Consider the following 16,766-nt stretch of genomic DNA (forward strand, 5'->3'; position numbering starts at 1 on the left):
TTGCAGACGCGCTAATAAATATTCGAGCTCATGATCTTGCGGGCAGGATGCAATGCACCGAATCAAGCGTCTGGCACTTCAGGTGGTGCCTTGCCCAAGGCGCGTGGTTCGCGGGTTTTCGGGAACATGAACCGCCCGAAACCGTTGTCTTGCCGAAGGGGCGTCCTGCAAACTCAAGGAGGCAGCGATGAAAAAGCTTCTGCTTGCTTCGATGATCGCCATCGCCTCGGCGTTCGCGATCGCGCCGGCCAGCGCTGGCGGCGTTCAGCTCGGTATCGGCGTCGGTCAGGGCTATGATGACGGGTATTACGGCGACGATTATGGCGGGTACTACCCGCACCGCTATTACCGGCACGTCTACAATGACGATTACGACAATGGCGGCTATGTGGTGCGCTATCACCACCGCCATCATTGCCGCACCCAGCTGGTGAGCCACTGGCGCCACCACCACCGCGTGGTGGAGGAAGTGCGCGTCTGCGGCAACGGATACGGCCGTTATTAAGCGAGCCAGTTGCCAAGCCGGTCAAAATGGGATCGCGCGGAACAGCCTCTGGCGTCCCGCGCGATCGTTCATCACGCATCCGGGCGGCTCCCGGCGCTCACAAAGCCTTCAAATCTTGCTGATTGCGCGATGCGGCAGGACTTTCCGGCGTGCCGAGCGTTATGATGGCGACCTCAGGAGAAGGTTTGTCATGCGCAAATTTGTGTTCGCCTCGCTGCTCACCCTGGCTTCGGCAGCGGCCATCGTCACGCCGGCGGATGCGGGCAATGTGTTCCTCGGCGGCAGTTATTTCGACTACGGCCCTTTCGGCGATTTTTACGACAGCTACGGCTCCGCACCGGTCTACGGCTCCTATTGGGGTGGCCCCTATCTCAACTACGCCCCCGGGGAGCACGACGACCATGACAGCCTCTATGTCGCCCCGCCGAATGCCGCGCACGCCCGCCGCCATTGCCGGATCGAAACGGTGAGAACCCGCAGCCACGACCATCGGTTCATGCGGCAGGTGCGCGTCTGCGGCTAGCCCTACCCCCCCCCCGCGGCCTCCGAGCGGGCGCGACTTCAAATCCCGGTGATTTCCGGGCAGACCGCACAGCTCCTTGGCAGCTTTTCGGCTCGTAAAGCGTTGTCAATGCGAACCTTCAGGAGGAGGTTGCCATGAAAAAGCTTCTACTTGCCTCGGCAATCGCCGTCGCGTCGGCGGTGGCCACGGTCGCGCCGGCGGACGCCCACGCGTTCTTCGGCTTCGGCTTCGCACCCTTCGGCGGCTATCTGCCGTATTACGGCGGTCCCTATTATGGCGGCGGCCCGTACTACGACGATTATTACGACGACTATTATCCCGGCTATATCGTGCGCTACCCGCACCACCGGTACTACCGGCATTACTACTATCACCCGCGCTACCACTTCAGGCACCACTACCACCATCGGCACCATCACAGTCACTACGGGCGCAGGTAGCAGCGGCCGCCAAGCGATCTTCCCCTTTCGGGGGGAGATCAGCTGCTTGAAAATTCTAGCCGAAATGCCATCTAAGTCGCCGGTTCCAGGGAGAACAAAGGGTGACGCAGCGAAGCGGCAGCGCCGACCTGCCGCTGCATGGCGGGCGGGTCCCGAAATGGCTGGGCGATCGCATGACGAAGCTCGGCACAGTGCTGTGCGAGGCTATCATCCACCATTACGGCCGCGACGAGCTTTTGCGGCGCCTGGCGCATCCCTTCTGGTTCCAGTCCTTCGGCGCCGTGATGGGCATGGACTGGCATTCCTCCGGCATCACCACCTCGGTCATCGGCGCGCTGAAGCGCGGCCTCAACCCGCTCAGCAACGAGCTCGGCATCCATGTCTGCGGCGGGCGCGGCGCGCATTCGCGCAAGACGCCGGGCGAGTTGCTGGCGATCGGCGATCGCGTCGGGCTTGACGGCAAGGCCTTGGCCACCGCCAGCCGCCTCGTCGCCAAGGTGGACAGCGCCGCCGTGCAGGACGGCTACGACCTTTACCTGCACGGCTTCATCGTCGCCGATGACGGACGCTGGGTGGTTGTCCAGCAGGGCATGAATGGCGACGCCCGCCAGGCGCGCCGTTACCACTGGCTGTCGGAAGGGCTCAAAAGCTTCGTCGACCAGCCGCACGCGGCGATCGAGGGCGAGGCGCAAGGGCAGATCGTCAACCTCACCGACCGGCGCGCCGAAAAAGCCCGCGGCGGCCAGATCGAGCTGCTCAAGACCATGAGCCCGGAAAAGATCCTCACCGAGCTTGCCGTGCTGGAGCCGCGGCCGGAACGAGCTAAGCCAGAAATGGGGCCCGCCGCGCAGCCGCTGTTGCCCAACCTCGTCATGCCCGCGCATCACGACGTGCGCGAGAGCGACATCGTCATGCGCCGCCTGCACGGCAACATCGCCTCGGCCATCGAAAGCGGCCCGAAGGATTTCCCTGATTTGCTGCTGGTCCCCGGCGTCGGCCCGCGCACGGTGCGGGCGCTGGCCATGGTCGCGGAAGTGGTGCACGGTGCGCCCTTTCGCTTCTCCGACCCGGCGCGCTTCTCGCTCGCCCATGGCGGCAAGGATCGCCACCCCTTCCCCGTGCCGCTGAAAGTCTATGACGAGACGATCTCAGTGCTGAAATCGGCGGTAGGCAAGGCAAAGCTCGGACGCGGCGAGGAGTTGGAGGCGCTGCGGCGGCTGGACGGCGAGTCACGCCGGATGGAGCGGTACGTGACAGGGCCGAGCCTAAAGGAGATCGTGGCGGGCGAGATGGACCAGTCGCATCTGCTGGGCGGGCGGAGCGTGTTTGGGTGGGAGGGGAAGCCCGGCGTAGGTGCGTCAAAGCCGCAGCAAGAGAAAGACGCTTAGCGCGGCGCGGAATTTGATCCATCGGCTCGCGCCAGGGCGTTTTGCTGCCGGACCCAGCGCACGGCAGTTCCGCCGCCAACCAAGAGCGCGACAACTCCCACCGATATGTAGATCCAGAAGCGGAATTGCAGCGACGCGAGTTCCGGCTGCCACGCCGGGAACTGCGAAAGCCAGGCCAGCGTAACCGCTTGCCCGAAGACAAGCAACGCCCCGATCAACGATACCGAGGCAATTGTGAGGCAGGCCAGGGACTGTTTCGTCACGCCCTTGATGCCCGTCTCGACAGCAGACGCATGTCGGCCTCCGGCTGCACATAATGGATGAGCCCCGCCTTTTCGGACAGGACCATGATGCCCTGTTTCAGATAACCGAAGGTCTCCCGAGAATAGTCCTCGGAATATTCATCCGTATCCATCGAGCAGACCACGACGCCTTCATTTCCCTCCCAGACGAGGATTTTGTCGCCAAGCCTGGCAATGTTTCCATCGGCGTATCGCATGCGCAGCTCTAAGCACGTCGTCGAGAATTCCAGCTTAACTGGCGAATACAGAATACATATGCCAGGTCAATTCGACCTCAACGGTCTCGGCTTATGGTTAGTCTTCCATCAACCAGCACCTTCCAGATATTCACCCCGTCTTCCTCCCCATCATCCCGTAATGCACCGCCAGTAAATCCAGCCCGAGCTTCAGCAGCTTGACCACCACATCCCTTCCCTCGCCGCTGCGTTCGGCGATGGCCTTCACCGACTGGCCTTCAAGGCAGATCTTGCGCACCACCTCCGCCACCTCCCAATGCGCCAGCGCGGCCACCGCATGAGCATAGGCCCGGCCGGCTGAGAGCACCCGGTCGGGAACGCCGCCGAAGCGGCCGCTGTCGACGCGCTCGTTCCAGGACTGCGGCTGCAGGCCTTCGCGCTGGCTGCGCTCGAAGTCGTCGCGAAAGCGCCCTCCTGCCTCGCGCTGCTGGCGGGTGAGCGAGGTGATGCCCTTGAGTGGATCGACATTGCGCAGGCGCACGACGCCGCCGGTGGAGGTGTAGCCGCCATTCGACATCTCGTAGACGCGGCGCGCTTCGGCCGTGCCCGGGGTGAGACGCTGGCGGCCGAAGGCGTCCTGCTTCAGCGCGAAATCGTGGCCGACCTCGCGGCGGATGCGCACCTGCTCGGCCTCGCCCTTGGGGAGTTTTGGCGGCTGCGGTTTCTTGGCGGCTTTGCGGGGCATGGGCGATCCTTGGGGTTGGGGGACGTGTCAGAACTTGGGTTCCTCGACCCCGCCAAAGGTGGGGGAGAGGTGTCCGCGAAGCGGACGGAGCGGGGCCTTCGGAGGGCGCTCCCCTCTCCGTCTAGGCTTCGCCGAGCCACCTCTCCCCACTTCGTGGGGCGAGGAACCTCGATCTTGCCGGGACGCCTTCATACCTCCCTGCCACTATGGCCGTGGAACCTTGCATGGTGATGCGCGCAGTAGGAGCGCGTGCCCGTGGTGTGCAAACCGCAGCACAGCATGTCCGTGCCGGGGCGCGCGCCGGCGGGATCGTCCTCCGGCGTTTCGCGCAGCGCCAGGTCGAGCGGCGCGCGGCAGCGGCCGAACAGGCAATCGAGGAAACGCATGGCGGCGACATGCGGCTGGCGGCCAGGGTTTACCGGCGACGGCGGCGCGGGCAGCTTGTAGCGCTGCGCTTCGGATTTCTCGCGCTCGCCGGGTGCGAGCCAGGCGGGCGGAAGCATGCGCGCGGGTTTGCGGGGTTTGGGTTTCTTGGGCTTGGAGGTGCGGGCAGCGATGGCCACCGGATTCACCGGGGTGCCATGGACGGACACGCCGGCGGGGCAGCGCCCGCCTCTGCCCTGCCCGTCCTCCGCAGCTGCTGCGCTGCAGCTACGGAGGGTGGACCGGGCATCTTCCCCACTTGGGGGGAGATTGGCAGCTTCGGTGCCGGCGCGTTCCACCAGCTCGGCATATCTGGCAAGCGCGGCCGGTTCCGAAAGCGTCACGCCGCCAGCGGCCACCCGGGCGCGCCGGCTGGGGCGATCCGGCCGTGCGGCGTGCTTCCTTGGCCTGCCGCCGGCGCGGCCGCCCTTGGGGTTGGCGAAGCCGATGGCGCTCAAGCCGGCATTGCGGTGGACGATGCCGATGATGGCGTTGCGCGAGACCGGACTGCCGCGCAGCGCGCTGAAGCGGCCAGCGATGCGCGAGGCGGAAAGCCCCTCCTGCAGCCAGGTGGCGATCTCGTCGATTTCCTTTTGCGTGTACGCGGCCATCTTCTCATTCCATTTGCTTGTCGAAAGGCGCGGACAAGCGCCAGGGTTCGGCCGCGAGGCCGCGGTCAGGTCAGCGATCGGTTGAAGTCAGGCGGCGCCGGTCAGCCGAAGAAAGGCGGCCTCGGCTGCGGCGCGGGTCAGGCTCGACACCGCCAGACCCGTCGTCCGGTCGAACAGGATGACGGTGCCATCCTCGGTGCGGATGCAGGATGCGCCGCCACAAAGGGCGGCCGGAGCCGGGGGAGGAACGGCTCCGGCCGTTCCGGTGAACCGGGGTGCGGGCGGTTCGACCGGATCCGGGGCGAAAACCCCGGAATGCGTCCGGACCGGGGAGGAGGACAGTCCGGACGATTGGAATTCATGGATCGAGGGACGCGCGTTCATCTGCCTACCAGCCCTGAGATGCTCGTGGGCGGCGGCGGAATCACGGGCAGTGCGGAAATGCTTGCGGGATGCTCATTCATGCGCTAAGCGTACGTTATGTACGAATGTCGTGCAAGCGAAATCGTACACTTTGGACGATAATTTTCAGGCATTTTGTACGATGATGGATTCACGGCACAGATTGCAGCAGGCACGCGCCCAGGCCGGCTATGCTTCGCCCAGCGATGCGGCGCGGGCCCTGCGCGACATCAACAAGAACACGCTGATCAGCCACGAGAACGGCAACCGGCCACTGTCCCGGAAAGCCGCCGAGAAATACGGCCGGCTGTTCGGCGTCGATCCTGGCTGGCTCCTGTTCAACGCGGATGGCGCGGAGGCGGCGCCCGTCAGTCTCATGCCTTCGCCCGTCACTGTCGACGTGCCGATCGTGTCCTGGATCAGCGCCGGCGAGCTCGGCAGCCAGGACAGCGTGGTCAACCTTTCCGACTATCCGACCATCCCCACCGCCGACCTCGAGGAAGGCGAATGGATCGCGCTGCGCGTCGACGGTTCGTCGATGAACAAGATCTCGCCGCCGGATTCGATCATCTTCGTCAATCTGCGCGACAAGCGGCTGGTGACCAATGGCTGCTACGTGATCTCGGACGAGACGGGACGCGCCACCTACAAGCGCTACCGCCCGAACGACAATCCGCCGTTCCAGCCGGCGTCCTATATGGACATCCCGCCACCGGAGCTGGAGGGCGCTATCACCATCATCGGGCGGGTGAAGCGGTCGATGATCGATATGTGAGCCGCTGGGGGCGCTGGGGCGATGCCGCCAAGCTGAAGGGCTGCGTTGCTTCATGCCCCCTCTCGCAAGGTCTTGCCAAGCCCCTTTGGCCCACTCCAAGCGCATAAATGCAGCCACCGCAATTTCTGCTTGCATTAAGGAACAAAAACAGAACTATATAAGCATCCGCGAGAACAGTCGCGGTAACTCCGGGGGGAGGATCAATCGTGTCACGCCGTATCGGCGCGCTGCCGCGCGCGTTTGTTGCTTGGCTTCCGCGCGGGCCGCTCTTGGCGCTGGCAGGGATGGTTGTGCTTGGCGCCCTGACCGCGTCCGCGGTTGCGAAGGACTATGCCCTGTGCTTCGGCAGCGAAAGCGACGACCAGAGCCCGGACAGCGGCCAAGAAAAGGGAGCGAAAGTCGACAAGGTTGCGGTCGAACAGCGTATCGCTGCCTGCACGGCGATTGCAGAAGACGATGCGCAGGCGTTGCGCCTGCGCATCAAAGCCTATTTCTATCGGGGCGCCACCCGGGACGACAAGCAGGACTGGAATGGCGCGATCGCCGACTACGACAAGGCGATCGCACTCGATCCCAACGGGACTTCGGCTTTGTTCAACCGCGGGACCGACTGGTCCAACAAGGGTGAGTACGACCGCGCGATCGCGGACTTCAACACCGTGATCAGCCTCGAGCCGTCCGCCAGCGACGCCTATTCCAGCCGTGGCTCGGCCTTTCTTCGTAAGGGCAAGATCGAGGCGGCCATGCTTGATTTCCAGCAAGCGATCGAGGCCGATCCGCAAAACGGCAACGCCCATACGGGACTCGGCACCGCCTGGAACAAGACCGGCGAGCGGGAAAAGGCGATTGCGGAGTATGACAAGGCGATCCGCATCGATCCGACTGATTTCATTGCGCTCGTCAATCGCGGCATCGCCTACGCCGCCAAGGACGAGTTCGATCGCGCCATTGCCGATTACGACGCCGCGATGGCCGTGGATCCCAAGAGCGCCGACGCCTATGCCAACCGCAGCGCCGCCTGGATCGGCAAGAACGACTGGGCGCGCGCGATTGCCGATGCGAACAAGGCGATCGAGCTCGATGCCGGGAACGTCGATGGCTACTACGCCCGGGCGGTCGCCTGGGCGAACAAGGACAACAATGATCGCGCCCTTGCCGATTTCGACAAAGCCGTCGAACTCGATGCGACCGATGCCAGGGCGTGGCTCGGCCGGTCGCTGATGCGCTCACGCAAAGGGGACAGCGCCGGGGCGGCGGTCGACTGCCGCAAAGCCATCGAGCTTGATTCGAAGAACACTGGCGGTTGTGATGCGGGGCCGGATGTCGGCGAAGCGGCGGCCGCGAACACCACTGCCGAGTTCTGGCCTTCAACCGCGACGTTGCGGGCAACCGGCAACCAAGTTCGTTCAAAACTTGCTGCCGGGGACATTAGACGAGGGCTGGAACTGCAGAAGCAGGGCGACGTTGCAGGGGCGATCAACTCCTTCAGCATGGCTATCGCAGAGGATCCTGACAACGCCGACGCGGTTTACGACAGAGCGGCGGCAGCGGCCTCAAACGGGGATGACACCCTTGCCGCCAGCGACTGCCGGCGCGCTGTCGAACTCGACCCGCAACGCGCCAATGCGTGCGCCGCGCTCATGGCCGGCCAGCAAACCGTTCAAGCTGCCGAAACAGAGGATCAGGCCGCCGCGAGGATGCTGCTCGAGCGCGCCCAGATGCGTCTGGCGAAATACGGCGTGGACGGCGCCCTGCTCGACTTCGACAAGGCGATCAGCCTCGATCCCAAAAATGCCGACGCCTATCTGGGCCGCAGCCGCGCCAAGACGATCAGGGGCGACAAGGCCGGCGCGGCGGCAGATTGCCGGCGCGCCGTGGAGCTGGATTCCGCGCGGTCGGGAAGCTGCGACGAGCAGGCTGCCGGCGATGACGGCAAACCTGGAACGGCGCAGGATCCTGAGCAGCCGAAGGCGGCGGCCGCTGCTCCAAAGCCACAAATCGTCCGTCCGAATTTGACGGCCACGGACGATACGCTGGCCGCAAAGACCTTGGAGACAAAAGATCAGCGCGCGCTTCAAGCGATCCTGGGTGGCGATGCCTGGCTGGACATGGGCAAATACGACAAGGCGATCGGCTCCTATGACGTGGTGATCGCGCTCGAACCCGACAATCGCTTCGGCTATTTCGGCCGCGGCAGGGCCAGGGCAGCCACACGCGATTACGGCCAGGCGATCGCCGATTTCGACAGGGTCATCCAGCTCGCCCCCAATTTTGCCGCGGCGTATTCTCGTCGCGGCCTCGCGAAGGTGACGTCCGGCGACATCGACGGCGCGCTTGCCGACTGCGACCGGGCTGCCAAGCTCGATCCGAAGGCGCGCGACGCCCACTATTGCAAGGGCATGGCCTGGCACGCCAAGGGCGATGCCGGGCGCGCGATCGCAGCCTATTCGGTGGCGCTCGGCATCGATCCCGAGGCCGGCGCCAGCTATTACGCGCGCGGTATGGCTCGCGCCGACCGCAAGGACTATTCCGGCGCCATCGCCGATTTCGACGAGGCGCTCAAGCTCGATCCCGGCAATGCCGATTACGCCGTAGCCCGCAAGGCAGCGGTGGCGGCCAGCGGGGAGCCTGCCGCGGGCATTGCCAGCGCGTATGGTTCCGACATCGCGGCAAACGAACCCGACACCACCGCCGCCGCGTCGGTCGGCACCCCGTCTGTGGCCGAGCCAGGTGCGAGTGACGATCTTTCGCCTGCCGATCCGAAGTTGGCGAAACTTATCGACACCAGCGATCCCCGTGTCCTGGTCGCGGTGGCCAAGGGCGACAGCCTCTTGCACGAAGAAAACTATGACGAAGCGATCGAAGCCTATGAAGAGGCCATCGCGATCGATCCCGAGAACCCGCTCGCCTATTTCGGCCGAGGCAAGGCCTTTGATGGCAAGAAGGATTTTGCCCGCGCCATCGCCGATTACGACAAGGCCATCGCCATTATTCCCGACGTCGCCGCGCCGCTCACGCGCCGTGGTCTGGCCAAGGCCGCGGCGGGCGACGCGGACGGCGCGCTTGACGATTGCATCAAAGCCATCAGGCTAGACCCGAAAGCAAGCCGCGCCTTCTTCTGTACTGGAGCGGCCTGGTACGGCACCGGAGACGCGAAGCGAGCGATCGAGGCCTTTTCATCGGCGATCGAGATCGATCCGAAAGACGCCGCCAGCTATTATGGACGCGGCATGGCGCGGGTCGACGCCAAAGACTACGCCGATGCCATTGCCGACTTCGACCAGGCGGCCAAACTAGACCCGCACAATCCAAACTACGCCGCCGCGCGCAAGGCGGCGACGGCAGCGCAGCAGAAAGGCGGCATGGGCGGTAATTCGATCGTGCCATCCTCGAAGGAACTCGCGGCTTTCGTCGATCGCGGCTATGCGTTCTACCACAAGGGCAAATATGATCGTGCGATCGCCGAATTCAACAAGGCGATGGCGATCGATCCGCAAGACGCCTCACCCTATGTCGGACGGGCCATCGCGCTTGTCGACAAAGGCAAGTACGACGCGGCGATCAAGGACTACAACAAGGTCATCGGGCTCTACCCCGACTATTCGGACGCTTACATCGGTCGCTCCGTCGCGTGGACCAAAAAGAACCAACCGGATCGCGCCATCGCCGATTTGAGCCGGGCGATCGAGCTCGACGCCAATGACGCGCAGGCCTATTTCGGGCGCGGCGGCGGCTTCGCCGCCAAGGGTGACTACGACCGGGCGATCGCCGATTTCGACCAGGCGCTGAAGCTCGATCCGAAGATGACGCTTGCCCTCAAAGGCCGCGATCTGGCGGTGGTGGCGAGGGACAAAGCCGCAGCCTCGCAACCAACCGGCCGGCTTCGGGACAAGGCGGCGGAAGACGCTATCGAAGCGGGCGATATCTGGCGCAGTCAAAACCAACTCGATCGCGCGCTCGAGCAGTACGGCATTGCGATCGCCGCCGACCCATCAAATGCCCACGCTCATACCTTGCGCGGTTTCACCTATACGCTGAAAGGCGATTCCGACCGAGCGTTGGCCGACCACAACAAGGCAATCGAGCTCGATCCCAAGTCGACCGACAGCTATTTCTATCGTTCTCTCATCTGGCGACAGAGGGGCAAGATCGACCGCGCCATCGCGGATCTGACCACCATCATTTCGTTGCAGCCGAACAATGTCGACGCCTATGTGCTGCGCAGCCGAGCCCGAGCCGTAAAGCACGATTGCGAAGGCATCATCGCCGATTCGACAAAGGCGATCGGACTGAAGCCAACGAATGCCGAAGCATGGTTCAATCGCGGATTCTGCTGGAACAGGAAGAAGCAATACGACCGCGCCATCGCCGATCTCGATGAAACCTTGCGCCTCGATCCAAACTACGCCAATGCCCGCAAGGAGCGAGACGAGGCGGCCGCGGCAAAGGCTTCATACAAGCCAACGACTGCGGACGCGGTGGCGGTGGACGGCGCCACCAAGAGCGGCATAGCTCTGTACAACAAGGGTCGATACGATCTTGCAATCGCGAAATTCGACCATGCGATAGCGCTCGATCCCAACAATGCCGAGGCTTTTGCATATCGCGGTCTCGCGTGGGGGCAGAAGGACAATTACGATCGGGCCATAACCGACTATGGCAGCGCGATCGCCATCGAGCCAAAAAACAGCAGCTATTATTCCGCTCGCGCTTTCGCCTGGACGGCCAAGAACGACCATAAACGTGCGATCGACGATTTCGGCAAGGCGATCGAGTTCGATTCCACCTACGCCACGAACTTTCATGGTCGAGGCATCAGCCGAATGATCGTCGGGGATTACGATGGCGCGATCGCAGACTATAGCAAGGCCATCGAACTCGATCCGAATGTTGCCAAAGTGCATGTCGATCGCGGAATTTTGTGGGTTGTCAAAGGGGACTTGAAGCGGGCCCAGGCCGACTTTGAGACGGCTATCCAAATCGACCGGAACAGCCCCGGCGGCTACTACGGCAGAGGCCTTCTGCGGGCGCGGGCGGGTGACCAGGACGGGGCAATCGCCAACTTCAACCAAGCCATCAAGCTTTACCCCAGATATGCAGATGCTTACACCGCCCGAAGCCAGGCTTGGGCAGCCAAGGGCGATTTGAAACGCGCCAAGGCCGACCGCAAGAAGGCGCTCAGCCTCGGGGCAGAGTGAGAAGGGTGTTGGAGCGCAGGCGGATGTCACCCTGGAAATGGTTGCAAGTGGTGGCGGTCATCCCCGTAAGCATCATTGGGGCTGACGTGATGCCAACGATGTTCGGCGGTGGACATCACCACTATCAGTCAGTGGCGATGCCGCCCCGGGCGCTGACCACCGCCGACATCGATGCCGAAATCCGGAAGCAGGATCTCCGGATCTTCGAGGCTATCGCCAGGGAATTTCCGGACGACTACGATGCGATGCTGCGCAAGATCACTGCCGCGGCCCAGACTGGAAACCAAACTGAAGTGCGCAATGTCAGCAGGCAGGCGGTCGCCGATCTCAGGCACAGATATGCACCGCTGCTGCCCACGGCCCCCGACAGCAATGCTTCGGAAGCGCTTTCGGCGCAACTCGACATGCTCAAATCATGTCATGGCGCGCGAAACGCCGGCCACCTGCAACAATTACCTGCGCAACGGGCCAGACGCGATCAGCGCGCCCGGCGACGATTTCCTGGCCGACCTGGACAGGATCGGCGCCACCCTGTTCCGCGCCTTCGGCGCCGCCAAAAGAAGCGGCTTGCCGGCGGCCGTGCCTAGCGACCAAGACTGGTCGCTGGTCGCCGACGTTTTCACAAAGATCGGCGGCACGCCGGCCGAGATGGAGGCTATCTCGAGCGCCAACCAGGACTTCCCGGGCCTGTGCCCGGCCATGGCGAAATTCTACGAGGCCGCCCTGTTACTGCATGGCGAACCCGGATGGCACATCAAGACCGCTCTGCTTCAGGCCATCGTCGAGAATTAGGCTCCGCACCGGATTTCCCCGCAAAGGCCGGCGCAAGCCGCGTTCCTTCGGCGCGTGGCCGCTACCCCAGAAACTCATTCGTGAAATACGCGCCCAAATCCGGCTTCTCCTTCAGCGCCTTGCCGTTGCCGTCAAGCAATATCCCCGAGGCAAACAAATACCCGCCCATCGCTTCCATCTTGGCCTTGTCCATCGTACCGATGGCGCCGTTTGCGCTCTTCAGGAAATGGCCGTCGTTCAGCGCCTTCAGCGATGCATCGATCAGCGCCGGGTTGGTGAGCGTGTCCTTGTTGGCGGCGATCAGCAGCTCGCCTGCCTCCTGCGCATGATCCACGGCGAATTCGTAGCCGCGCCGCGTCGCCTGGACGAAGGCCGCGGCGGCCTTCGGGTTGGCGACGAGGTAGGCGTTGCTGGAGACGATCAGCGTGGTGTGCTCGTCCGGCACGCCGTAATCGGCGTAGCGGAAGCTGCGCTGCTTGAGACCCTTAAGCTCCGCCTCGACGCCTTCCCAGGTCGAGACTTCAAGCGTGAAGTCGACCGCGCCATTGGCCAGTGCATCGTAGGCGGAAGTGCCCAGCGTTACCGTCGAAAAATCGCCCTTGCCGCCGTCATGGCGGATGATGGTCGAGATGAGCGTGTTTTCCCAGGTGCTGCCGAAGCCGCCATAGGTCAGGCCGTCGAGATTTTTCGGGCTTTTGATCGCGGCGCGGTCGGCGTTGAAGACGACACGGCCGGTCTCCGACTGGACGACGGCGTAGACGGCCTTCAGATCGGCGCCGGCGCTCTTTTGCGTGAATAGGCCGAGCGAACCCGAAATGCCGAAATCGGCGACGCGATTGGCGACCAGCGTGCCCGAGCCGGTGTCGCCATAGGGCAGGATTTCAACATCGAGCCCCGCGTCCCGGTAGAAACCCTTGTCGCGGGCGACGAACAGGCCGATGTGGTTGGTGTTGACGGTCCAGTCGAGCGCAACCGTGACCTTCTGCGCGGCGCGGGCACGTGTGACAGCCCCCGCAAAGGGTAGGCTGGCGGTCAGAAACAGCGCCTGGCGGCGGGTCAGGTCGGTCATTTCAATTCTCCATCGGATGATCGGGAAATAGGTTCGGACTGGCCAAGCAGCGTGTCGAGGATGCCGGCCTCGATCGCGGCGGCCTCGCGGGCGAGCGCCGCGCTTTCGGTGCGCGGACGCGGCAGCGGCACCGCCACTTCGCGGACCACGCGCGCGGGTCGCGCCGACAGCACGTAGATGCGGTCGGACAGAAGCACCGCTTCACGCACGTCGTGGGTGATGAGCAGCGCCGTCCAGCGATGGCTTCGCCACATGCCTTCGAGCCAACGTTGCATGGCCGCGCGGGTCAGCGCATCGAGTGCCCCGAACGGCTCGTCGAGGAGCAGCATGTCGCGCTCCTGCACCACGGTGCGCAAAAGGGCGGCGCGCTGGCGCATGCCGCCGGACAGCTCGGCCGGCCAGGCGCGCTCGAAGCCGGCGAGGCCAAACTCGGCGAACAAGGGCGCTACACGCTCGCGCGCGGCGCGGCGCTTCATGCCCTGCACTTCCAGCCCCAGCGTCGCGTTGTCGATGACGCGCCGCCACGGCATCAGCGCGTCGCGCTGCGGCATGAAGGCGAAGCGGGCGCCATCGAGCGGCGCGCCGTCGAAGCGCATCCCGCCCTCGCCCCGGATCGCGCCGGTGAGCAGTTGGAACAATGTCGACTTGCCCGCACCGGACGGCCCGAGGATGGAGACGAACTCGCCCGCCGCGACATGCAGCGAAACGCCCGCGAGCACTTCTAGCGCGCCGAAGCTCTTGCGGACGTCGCGGAGTTCGAGGCGGGTCACGGCCGGCCCTCTCCGGAGGGGCCCGGTTTCCGGTCGCGCCCTGCCCTCTCCCAGGGCATGGCGAGACGCTGGACAAGCACGGCAAGGCCGAACAGCGCCAGCGTGAGCGCCGAGCTGACGGCCACGGCGGCAAGCACAAGGTCAGGCCGGAAATTGTTCTTAGCGCTGAGCATGTAGATGCCCAGCCCTTTCGCCGCACCCGCATATTCGGCGAAGATTGCGCCAACCACGGCATAGGTGATGGAGATGCGCAGTCCGGCGAAGAAATAGGGCAGCGCCGACGGCAACCGGGCGAGCCAAAAAATACGCCAGCGCCCTGCTCCCATGGCGGCGAGCATCTGGCTGATTTCGGTGCTCGTGGCGGCATAGCCTTCGACCAATGCCACCATCATCGGAAAGAAGGTGACCAAAGCCACCAGCAGGATCTTCGGCAGCAGCCCGAAGCCGAACCAAAGCACCACCAGCGGCGCGATCGCCACCAGGGGCATGGTCTGGCTGGCAATCAGCAGCGGGAACAGCGCGCGGCGCAGGGGGGCCAAGAAGTCGACCAGCGCCGAGAGGATGAAGGCGGCAACGAGCGAGCAGGAAAAGCCCGCCAGCGTGGCGCGGATGGTGGGAAGCGTGTTGTCGGCGAGCGCTGAGCGGTTCTCCCAAGCCTGCGCCAGCACGCGCGAGGGTGCGGGGAGGATCGTGGGCGCGATGCCGCCGAGGCGGGCGTAGAGTTCCCAGGCGATAAGGAGGAGAGCGAAAGCGAGGGCGGCGGGGAAGAACTTGGCGAAGGTCGAGGTGACGGCTGATCTCCACCCTTGTGGGGGAGATTGGCCGTCATCACGGCTTTCGCCAACCGCCAGCGATTCATCTCGCGGTGCAGAATCCACCATAACGCTCACAACCCCCTCCTCGACCGACGCCGGGCTCAAGCCGCCGGCTCAAACCGCGGTCGGGCTGTTCGCCGAAATGGTTATGTCGAGCGTCACATGCCCCGCCCCCGGACCGAAGCGGCAGAAGGCTTCGTTGAGTGTGGCGAACACCGCGCCGGCGTCGCCGCGCAGCTTGGTGCAGAAGTTCTTTGAGCGCTCGAAAACACCGGATTTTTTCAGGAAGTCGATGCAGCCATAGATCTCGTCCATGTGGTCGCCGGTGCCCATCACATAGAGCGAGAATTGCGCGGCCACCGGCTGATCCGTAGTCGTCGTCGCCGCAACGGCGCCGAGCGCGGCGCGCTTGCGCTCGTCGAGCGGGATCACTGGGCCGCCGGTCTCGTCGGAACGGCAGATCGGATCGTCCGGCTCGCCGGGGCAGCCGCGCGAGACGGCGGCCGACAGCACGCAGTGCTTGCCGCTTTTGGCGGCCGCCACGAACAGGTCGCGCATGGCTGGGAACAGCACTTCGGGCGGCCCCACCAGCAGCGTCGAAATGTCGTCGGTCTCGATCCTCAGCCTGTCGCGGTAAGGGTCGAGCGCGCCGAGCGCGCCGAGGATCACGCCGACGAAATCGTCGGCCATGGGATAAAGGGAAATCTGTGCGCCGGAAAACATCGCCCGCCTCGCTCCGCTGGTATTATCCAGATCAGCTTTAGGGTCCGGAGGCTTGCCGCCGCCATCTCAGCCCCGACCGTACGGAGCACCCCTGTGGATGGGCGCGTTAAAGCACTGTTCGAGTGAATGGGAAAGCGGTTTTTTGCGACGCCAATTGGCCAGGAGTCTCATCTCCCCCTAGGGGGAGATGGCTGGATTATAAGATTTTCGCGGATTTCTTATAACCGCCCTTAACCGCCTTGTCGTTCAAATTGTACGAATTCTACTTGATTGCTTTTCGTACATAAAGTACGATACTTCCCTTCCTTTGAGGGAATTTGCTTGAACACCGCGAACCATGCCGCTTTCGCCGACCTCTCCCACCCTTTGCTTTCGCCACTGCCGCTCGCCGAGCGCGAGCGCCTCGCCTCGGCCTGGCGCATGGCCAGCCAGGACATCGCCGACGACATCCGCTTCATCCGGCAATATCTGAAGGTGATCGCCGAGAAGGACGAGCGGCTTTCGACCGGCACGCTGGTGCATGGCCGTGCCTATGTCGAGGCCTGCGCCGCCTGGCTGCCCGAGACGGTGGCGCGGTATCTGCGCAATCTCAGGCTGATCAGCGAATGCGAAAGCGCGATGATCGCGGCGGGGATGAGGTTTGCCCGGTCGAGCGACGCGTGGTGAGGCCGGGCAGTCGCCCGCTACAACCTTAGGCCGCCCGTCGAAAAATGCATCGTTTCACACAATTGGCAATTGGTGGACGCGGACGATCGGCGGGTGGTTAAATTCGTCTCAGGCGAAGGAGGGTAAAGCCGCGCAACAGGGAGGAACTCGTTTGATGGACCAGCAAATCGACATCGGCATACTGCCTGACGACCAGCCATACGAAGTCACCTCATTCGCCCGAAAGCACGGCCTGACGATTCCGGTCGCGGACGCGGTGCTGTTCGCCAAAGGCCCGTCGCCGTCGCGGGCCGCCTGCGATACGGCCGCGCTGGCCCTCATTTGCGCGGTGGCTCAATACGCAACGAGGACGGCGCGCTAGCGTCTTTTGTTTCGCGCAATTCCTAACGGAAGGTTACGGCGAAACCGCCTAACCTAACCGCGATACACTTTCCTGGAATTGC

General features: G+C 64.0%; 19 protein-coding genes and 1 riboswitch. Of the genes, 9 read left to right on the forward strand and 10 right to left on the reverse strand.

Annotated features, from left to right (window positions below; translation table 11 throughout):
• The first annotated feature begins 187 nt into the window (after positions 1-187).
• The 4 genes from LB572_RS05810 to LB572_RS05825 all read left to right on the forward strand — a co-directional run bounded on the left by LB572_RS05810 (position 188) and on the right by LB572_RS05825 (position 2,856).
• The gene (locus LB572_RS05810; protein ID WP_224667039.1) at positions 188-505 is read left to right on the forward strand and encodes a hypothetical protein; all 318 of its coding nucleotides are present in this window, start codon (positions 188-190) and stop codon (positions 503-505) included.
• A 190-nt stretch (positions 506-695) separates the two neighbouring features.
• Positions 696-1,028, forward strand: coding sequence for a hypothetical protein (locus LB572_RS05815; RefSeq protein WP_224667040.1), 333 nt, complete (start codon positions 696-698; stop codon positions 1,026-1,028).
• Between the two features lie 134 nt (positions 1,029-1,162).
• Positions 1,163-1,468 carry a hypothetical protein gene (locus tag LB572_RS05820; RefSeq protein ID WP_140811425.1) on the forward strand — a complete coding sequence of 102 codons (306 nt, stop codon included), beginning with the start codon at positions 1,163-1,165 and terminating at the stop codon, positions 1,466-1,468.
• A 101-nt stretch (positions 1,469-1,569) separates the two neighbouring features.
• The gene (locus tag LB572_RS05825; RefSeq protein ID WP_224667041.1) at positions 1,570-2,856 is read left to right on the forward strand and encodes a DUF763 domain-containing protein; all 1,287 of its coding nucleotides are present in this window, start codon (positions 1,570-1,572) and stop codon (positions 2,854-2,856) included.
• Here LB572_RS05825 and LB572_RS05830 read toward each other — a convergent pair.
• From LB572_RS05830 to LB572_RS05850, 5 genes are all read right to left on the reverse strand, one after another.
• The gene (locus LB572_RS05830; protein ID WP_224667042.1) at positions 2,853-3,119 is read right to left on the reverse strand and encodes a hypothetical protein; all 267 of its coding nucleotides are present in this window, start codon (positions 3,117-3,119) and stop codon (positions 2,853-2,855) included. The genes LB572_RS05825 and LB572_RS05830 overlap by 4 nt on opposite strands.
• Positions 3,116-3,355, reverse strand: a complete 240-nt coding sequence (locus LB572_RS05835; protein WP_224667043.1) for a hypothetical protein — start codon at positions 3,353-3,355, stop codon at positions 3,116-3,118. The genes LB572_RS05830 and LB572_RS05835 overlap by 4 nt, the downstream gene beginning before the upstream one ends.
• Positions 3,356-3,485: 130 nt before the next feature.
• Complete coding sequence (locus LB572_RS05840; protein ID WP_224667044.1) at positions 3,486-4,079, reverse strand: DUF6456 domain-containing protein; 594 nt, start codon at positions 4,077-4,079, stop codon at positions 3,486-3,488.
• A gap of 188 nt (positions 4,080-4,267) precedes the next feature.
• Entirely contained in the window at positions 4,268-5,113 is an 846-nt protein-coding gene (locus LB572_RS05845) for a GcrA cell cycle regulator (protein WP_224667045.1), read from the reverse strand.
• A gap of 87 nt (positions 5,114-5,200) precedes the next feature.
• Complete coding sequence (locus tag LB572_RS05850) at positions 5,201-5,497, reverse strand: hypothetical protein (protein ID WP_224667046.1); 297 nt, start codon at positions 5,495-5,497, stop codon at positions 5,201-5,203.
• 160 nt (positions 5,498-5,657) lie between these two features.
• On the opposite strand from LB572_RS05850, the gene LB572_RS05855 reads away from it, so the two are divergent.
• Both LB572_RS05855 and LB572_RS05860 read left to right on the forward strand, forming a co-directional pair.
• Positions 5,658-6,290 (forward strand): helix-turn-helix transcriptional regulator, encoded by a 633-nt coding sequence (locus LB572_RS05855; RefSeq protein WP_140807477.1) that lies wholly within the window; start codon positions 5,658-5,660, stop codon positions 6,288-6,290.
• A 206-nt stretch (positions 6,291-6,496) separates the two neighbouring features.
• The gene (locus LB572_RS05860; protein WP_224667047.1) at positions 6,497-11,488 is read left to right on the forward strand and encodes a tetratricopeptide repeat protein; all 4,992 of its coding nucleotides are present in this window, start codon (positions 6,497-6,499) and stop codon (positions 11,486-11,488) included.
• Positions 11,489-11,616: 128 nt separating this feature from the next.
• Here the strand turns inward: LB572_RS05860 and LB572_RS05865 are convergent, their stop codons facing one another.
• Positions 11,617-11,823 (reverse strand): hypothetical protein, encoded by a 207-nt coding sequence (locus tag LB572_RS05865; RefSeq protein ID WP_224667048.1) that lies wholly within the window; start codon positions 11,821-11,823, stop codon positions 11,617-11,619.
• 85 nt (positions 11,824-11,908) lie between these two features.
• Between LB572_RS05865 and LB572_RS05870 the strand changes: the two genes are divergently transcribed.
• Positions 11,909-12,280, forward strand: a complete 372-nt coding sequence (locus tag LB572_RS05870) for a hypothetical protein (RefSeq protein ID WP_224667049.1) — start codon at positions 11,909-11,911, stop codon at positions 12,278-12,280.
• Between the two features lie 61 nt (positions 12,281-12,341).
• Here the strand turns inward: LB572_RS05870 and LB572_RS05875 are convergent, their stop codons facing one another.
• The 4 genes from LB572_RS05875 to LB572_RS05890 form a co-directional block, all read right to left on the reverse strand.
• Positions 12,342-13,349: an ABC transporter substrate-binding protein gene (locus LB572_RS05875; RefSeq protein WP_224667050.1), complete on the reverse strand. Its 1,008-nt coding sequence runs from the start codon at positions 13,347-13,349 to the stop codon at positions 12,342-12,344.
• Entirely contained in the window at positions 13,346-14,119 is a 774-nt protein-coding gene (locus tag LB572_RS05880) for an ABC transporter ATP-binding protein (protein WP_140807480.1), read from the reverse strand. The genes LB572_RS05875 and LB572_RS05880 overlap by 4 nt, the downstream gene beginning before the upstream one ends.
• A complete protein-coding gene (locus LB572_RS05885) occupies positions 14,116-15,000 on the reverse strand; it encodes an ABC transporter permease (RefSeq protein WP_263497880.1) in 885 nt (294 codons plus the stop codon). Before LB572_RS05885 ends, LB572_RS05880 begins: the two co-directional genes overlap by 4 nt.
• A 48-nt stretch (positions 15,001-15,048) precedes the next feature.
• Positions 15,049-15,657, reverse strand: a complete 609-nt coding sequence (locus tag LB572_RS05890; protein WP_224667052.1) for a Ykof family thiamine-binding protein — start codon at positions 15,655-15,657, stop codon at positions 15,049-15,051.
• Positions 15,648-15,760: riboswitch (TPP riboswitch) on the reverse strand. Its footprint overlaps the gene before it by 10 nt.
• Positions 15,761-15,978: 218 nt before the next feature.
• Here LB572_RS05890 and LB572_RS05895 point away from each other — a divergent pair.
• Both LB572_RS05895 and LB572_RS05900 read left to right on the forward strand, forming a co-directional pair.
• Positions 15,979-16,323: a hypothetical protein gene (locus LB572_RS05895; RefSeq protein ID WP_224667053.1), complete on the forward strand. Its 345-nt coding sequence runs from the start codon at positions 15,979-15,981 to the stop codon at positions 16,321-16,323.
• Positions 16,324-16,477: 154 nt separating this feature from the next.
• The gene (locus tag LB572_RS05900) at positions 16,478-16,684 is read left to right on the forward strand and encodes a hypothetical protein (protein ID WP_140807483.1); all 207 of its coding nucleotides are present in this window, start codon (positions 16,478-16,480) and stop codon (positions 16,682-16,684) included.
• Positions 16,685-16,766: the final 82 nt, after the last annotated feature.

Source organism: Mesorhizobium sp. BH1-1-5 (assembly GCF_020165615.1).
Classification (GTDB): domain Bacteria; phylum Pseudomonadota; class Alphaproteobacteria; order Rhizobiales; family Rhizobiaceae; genus Mesorhizobium.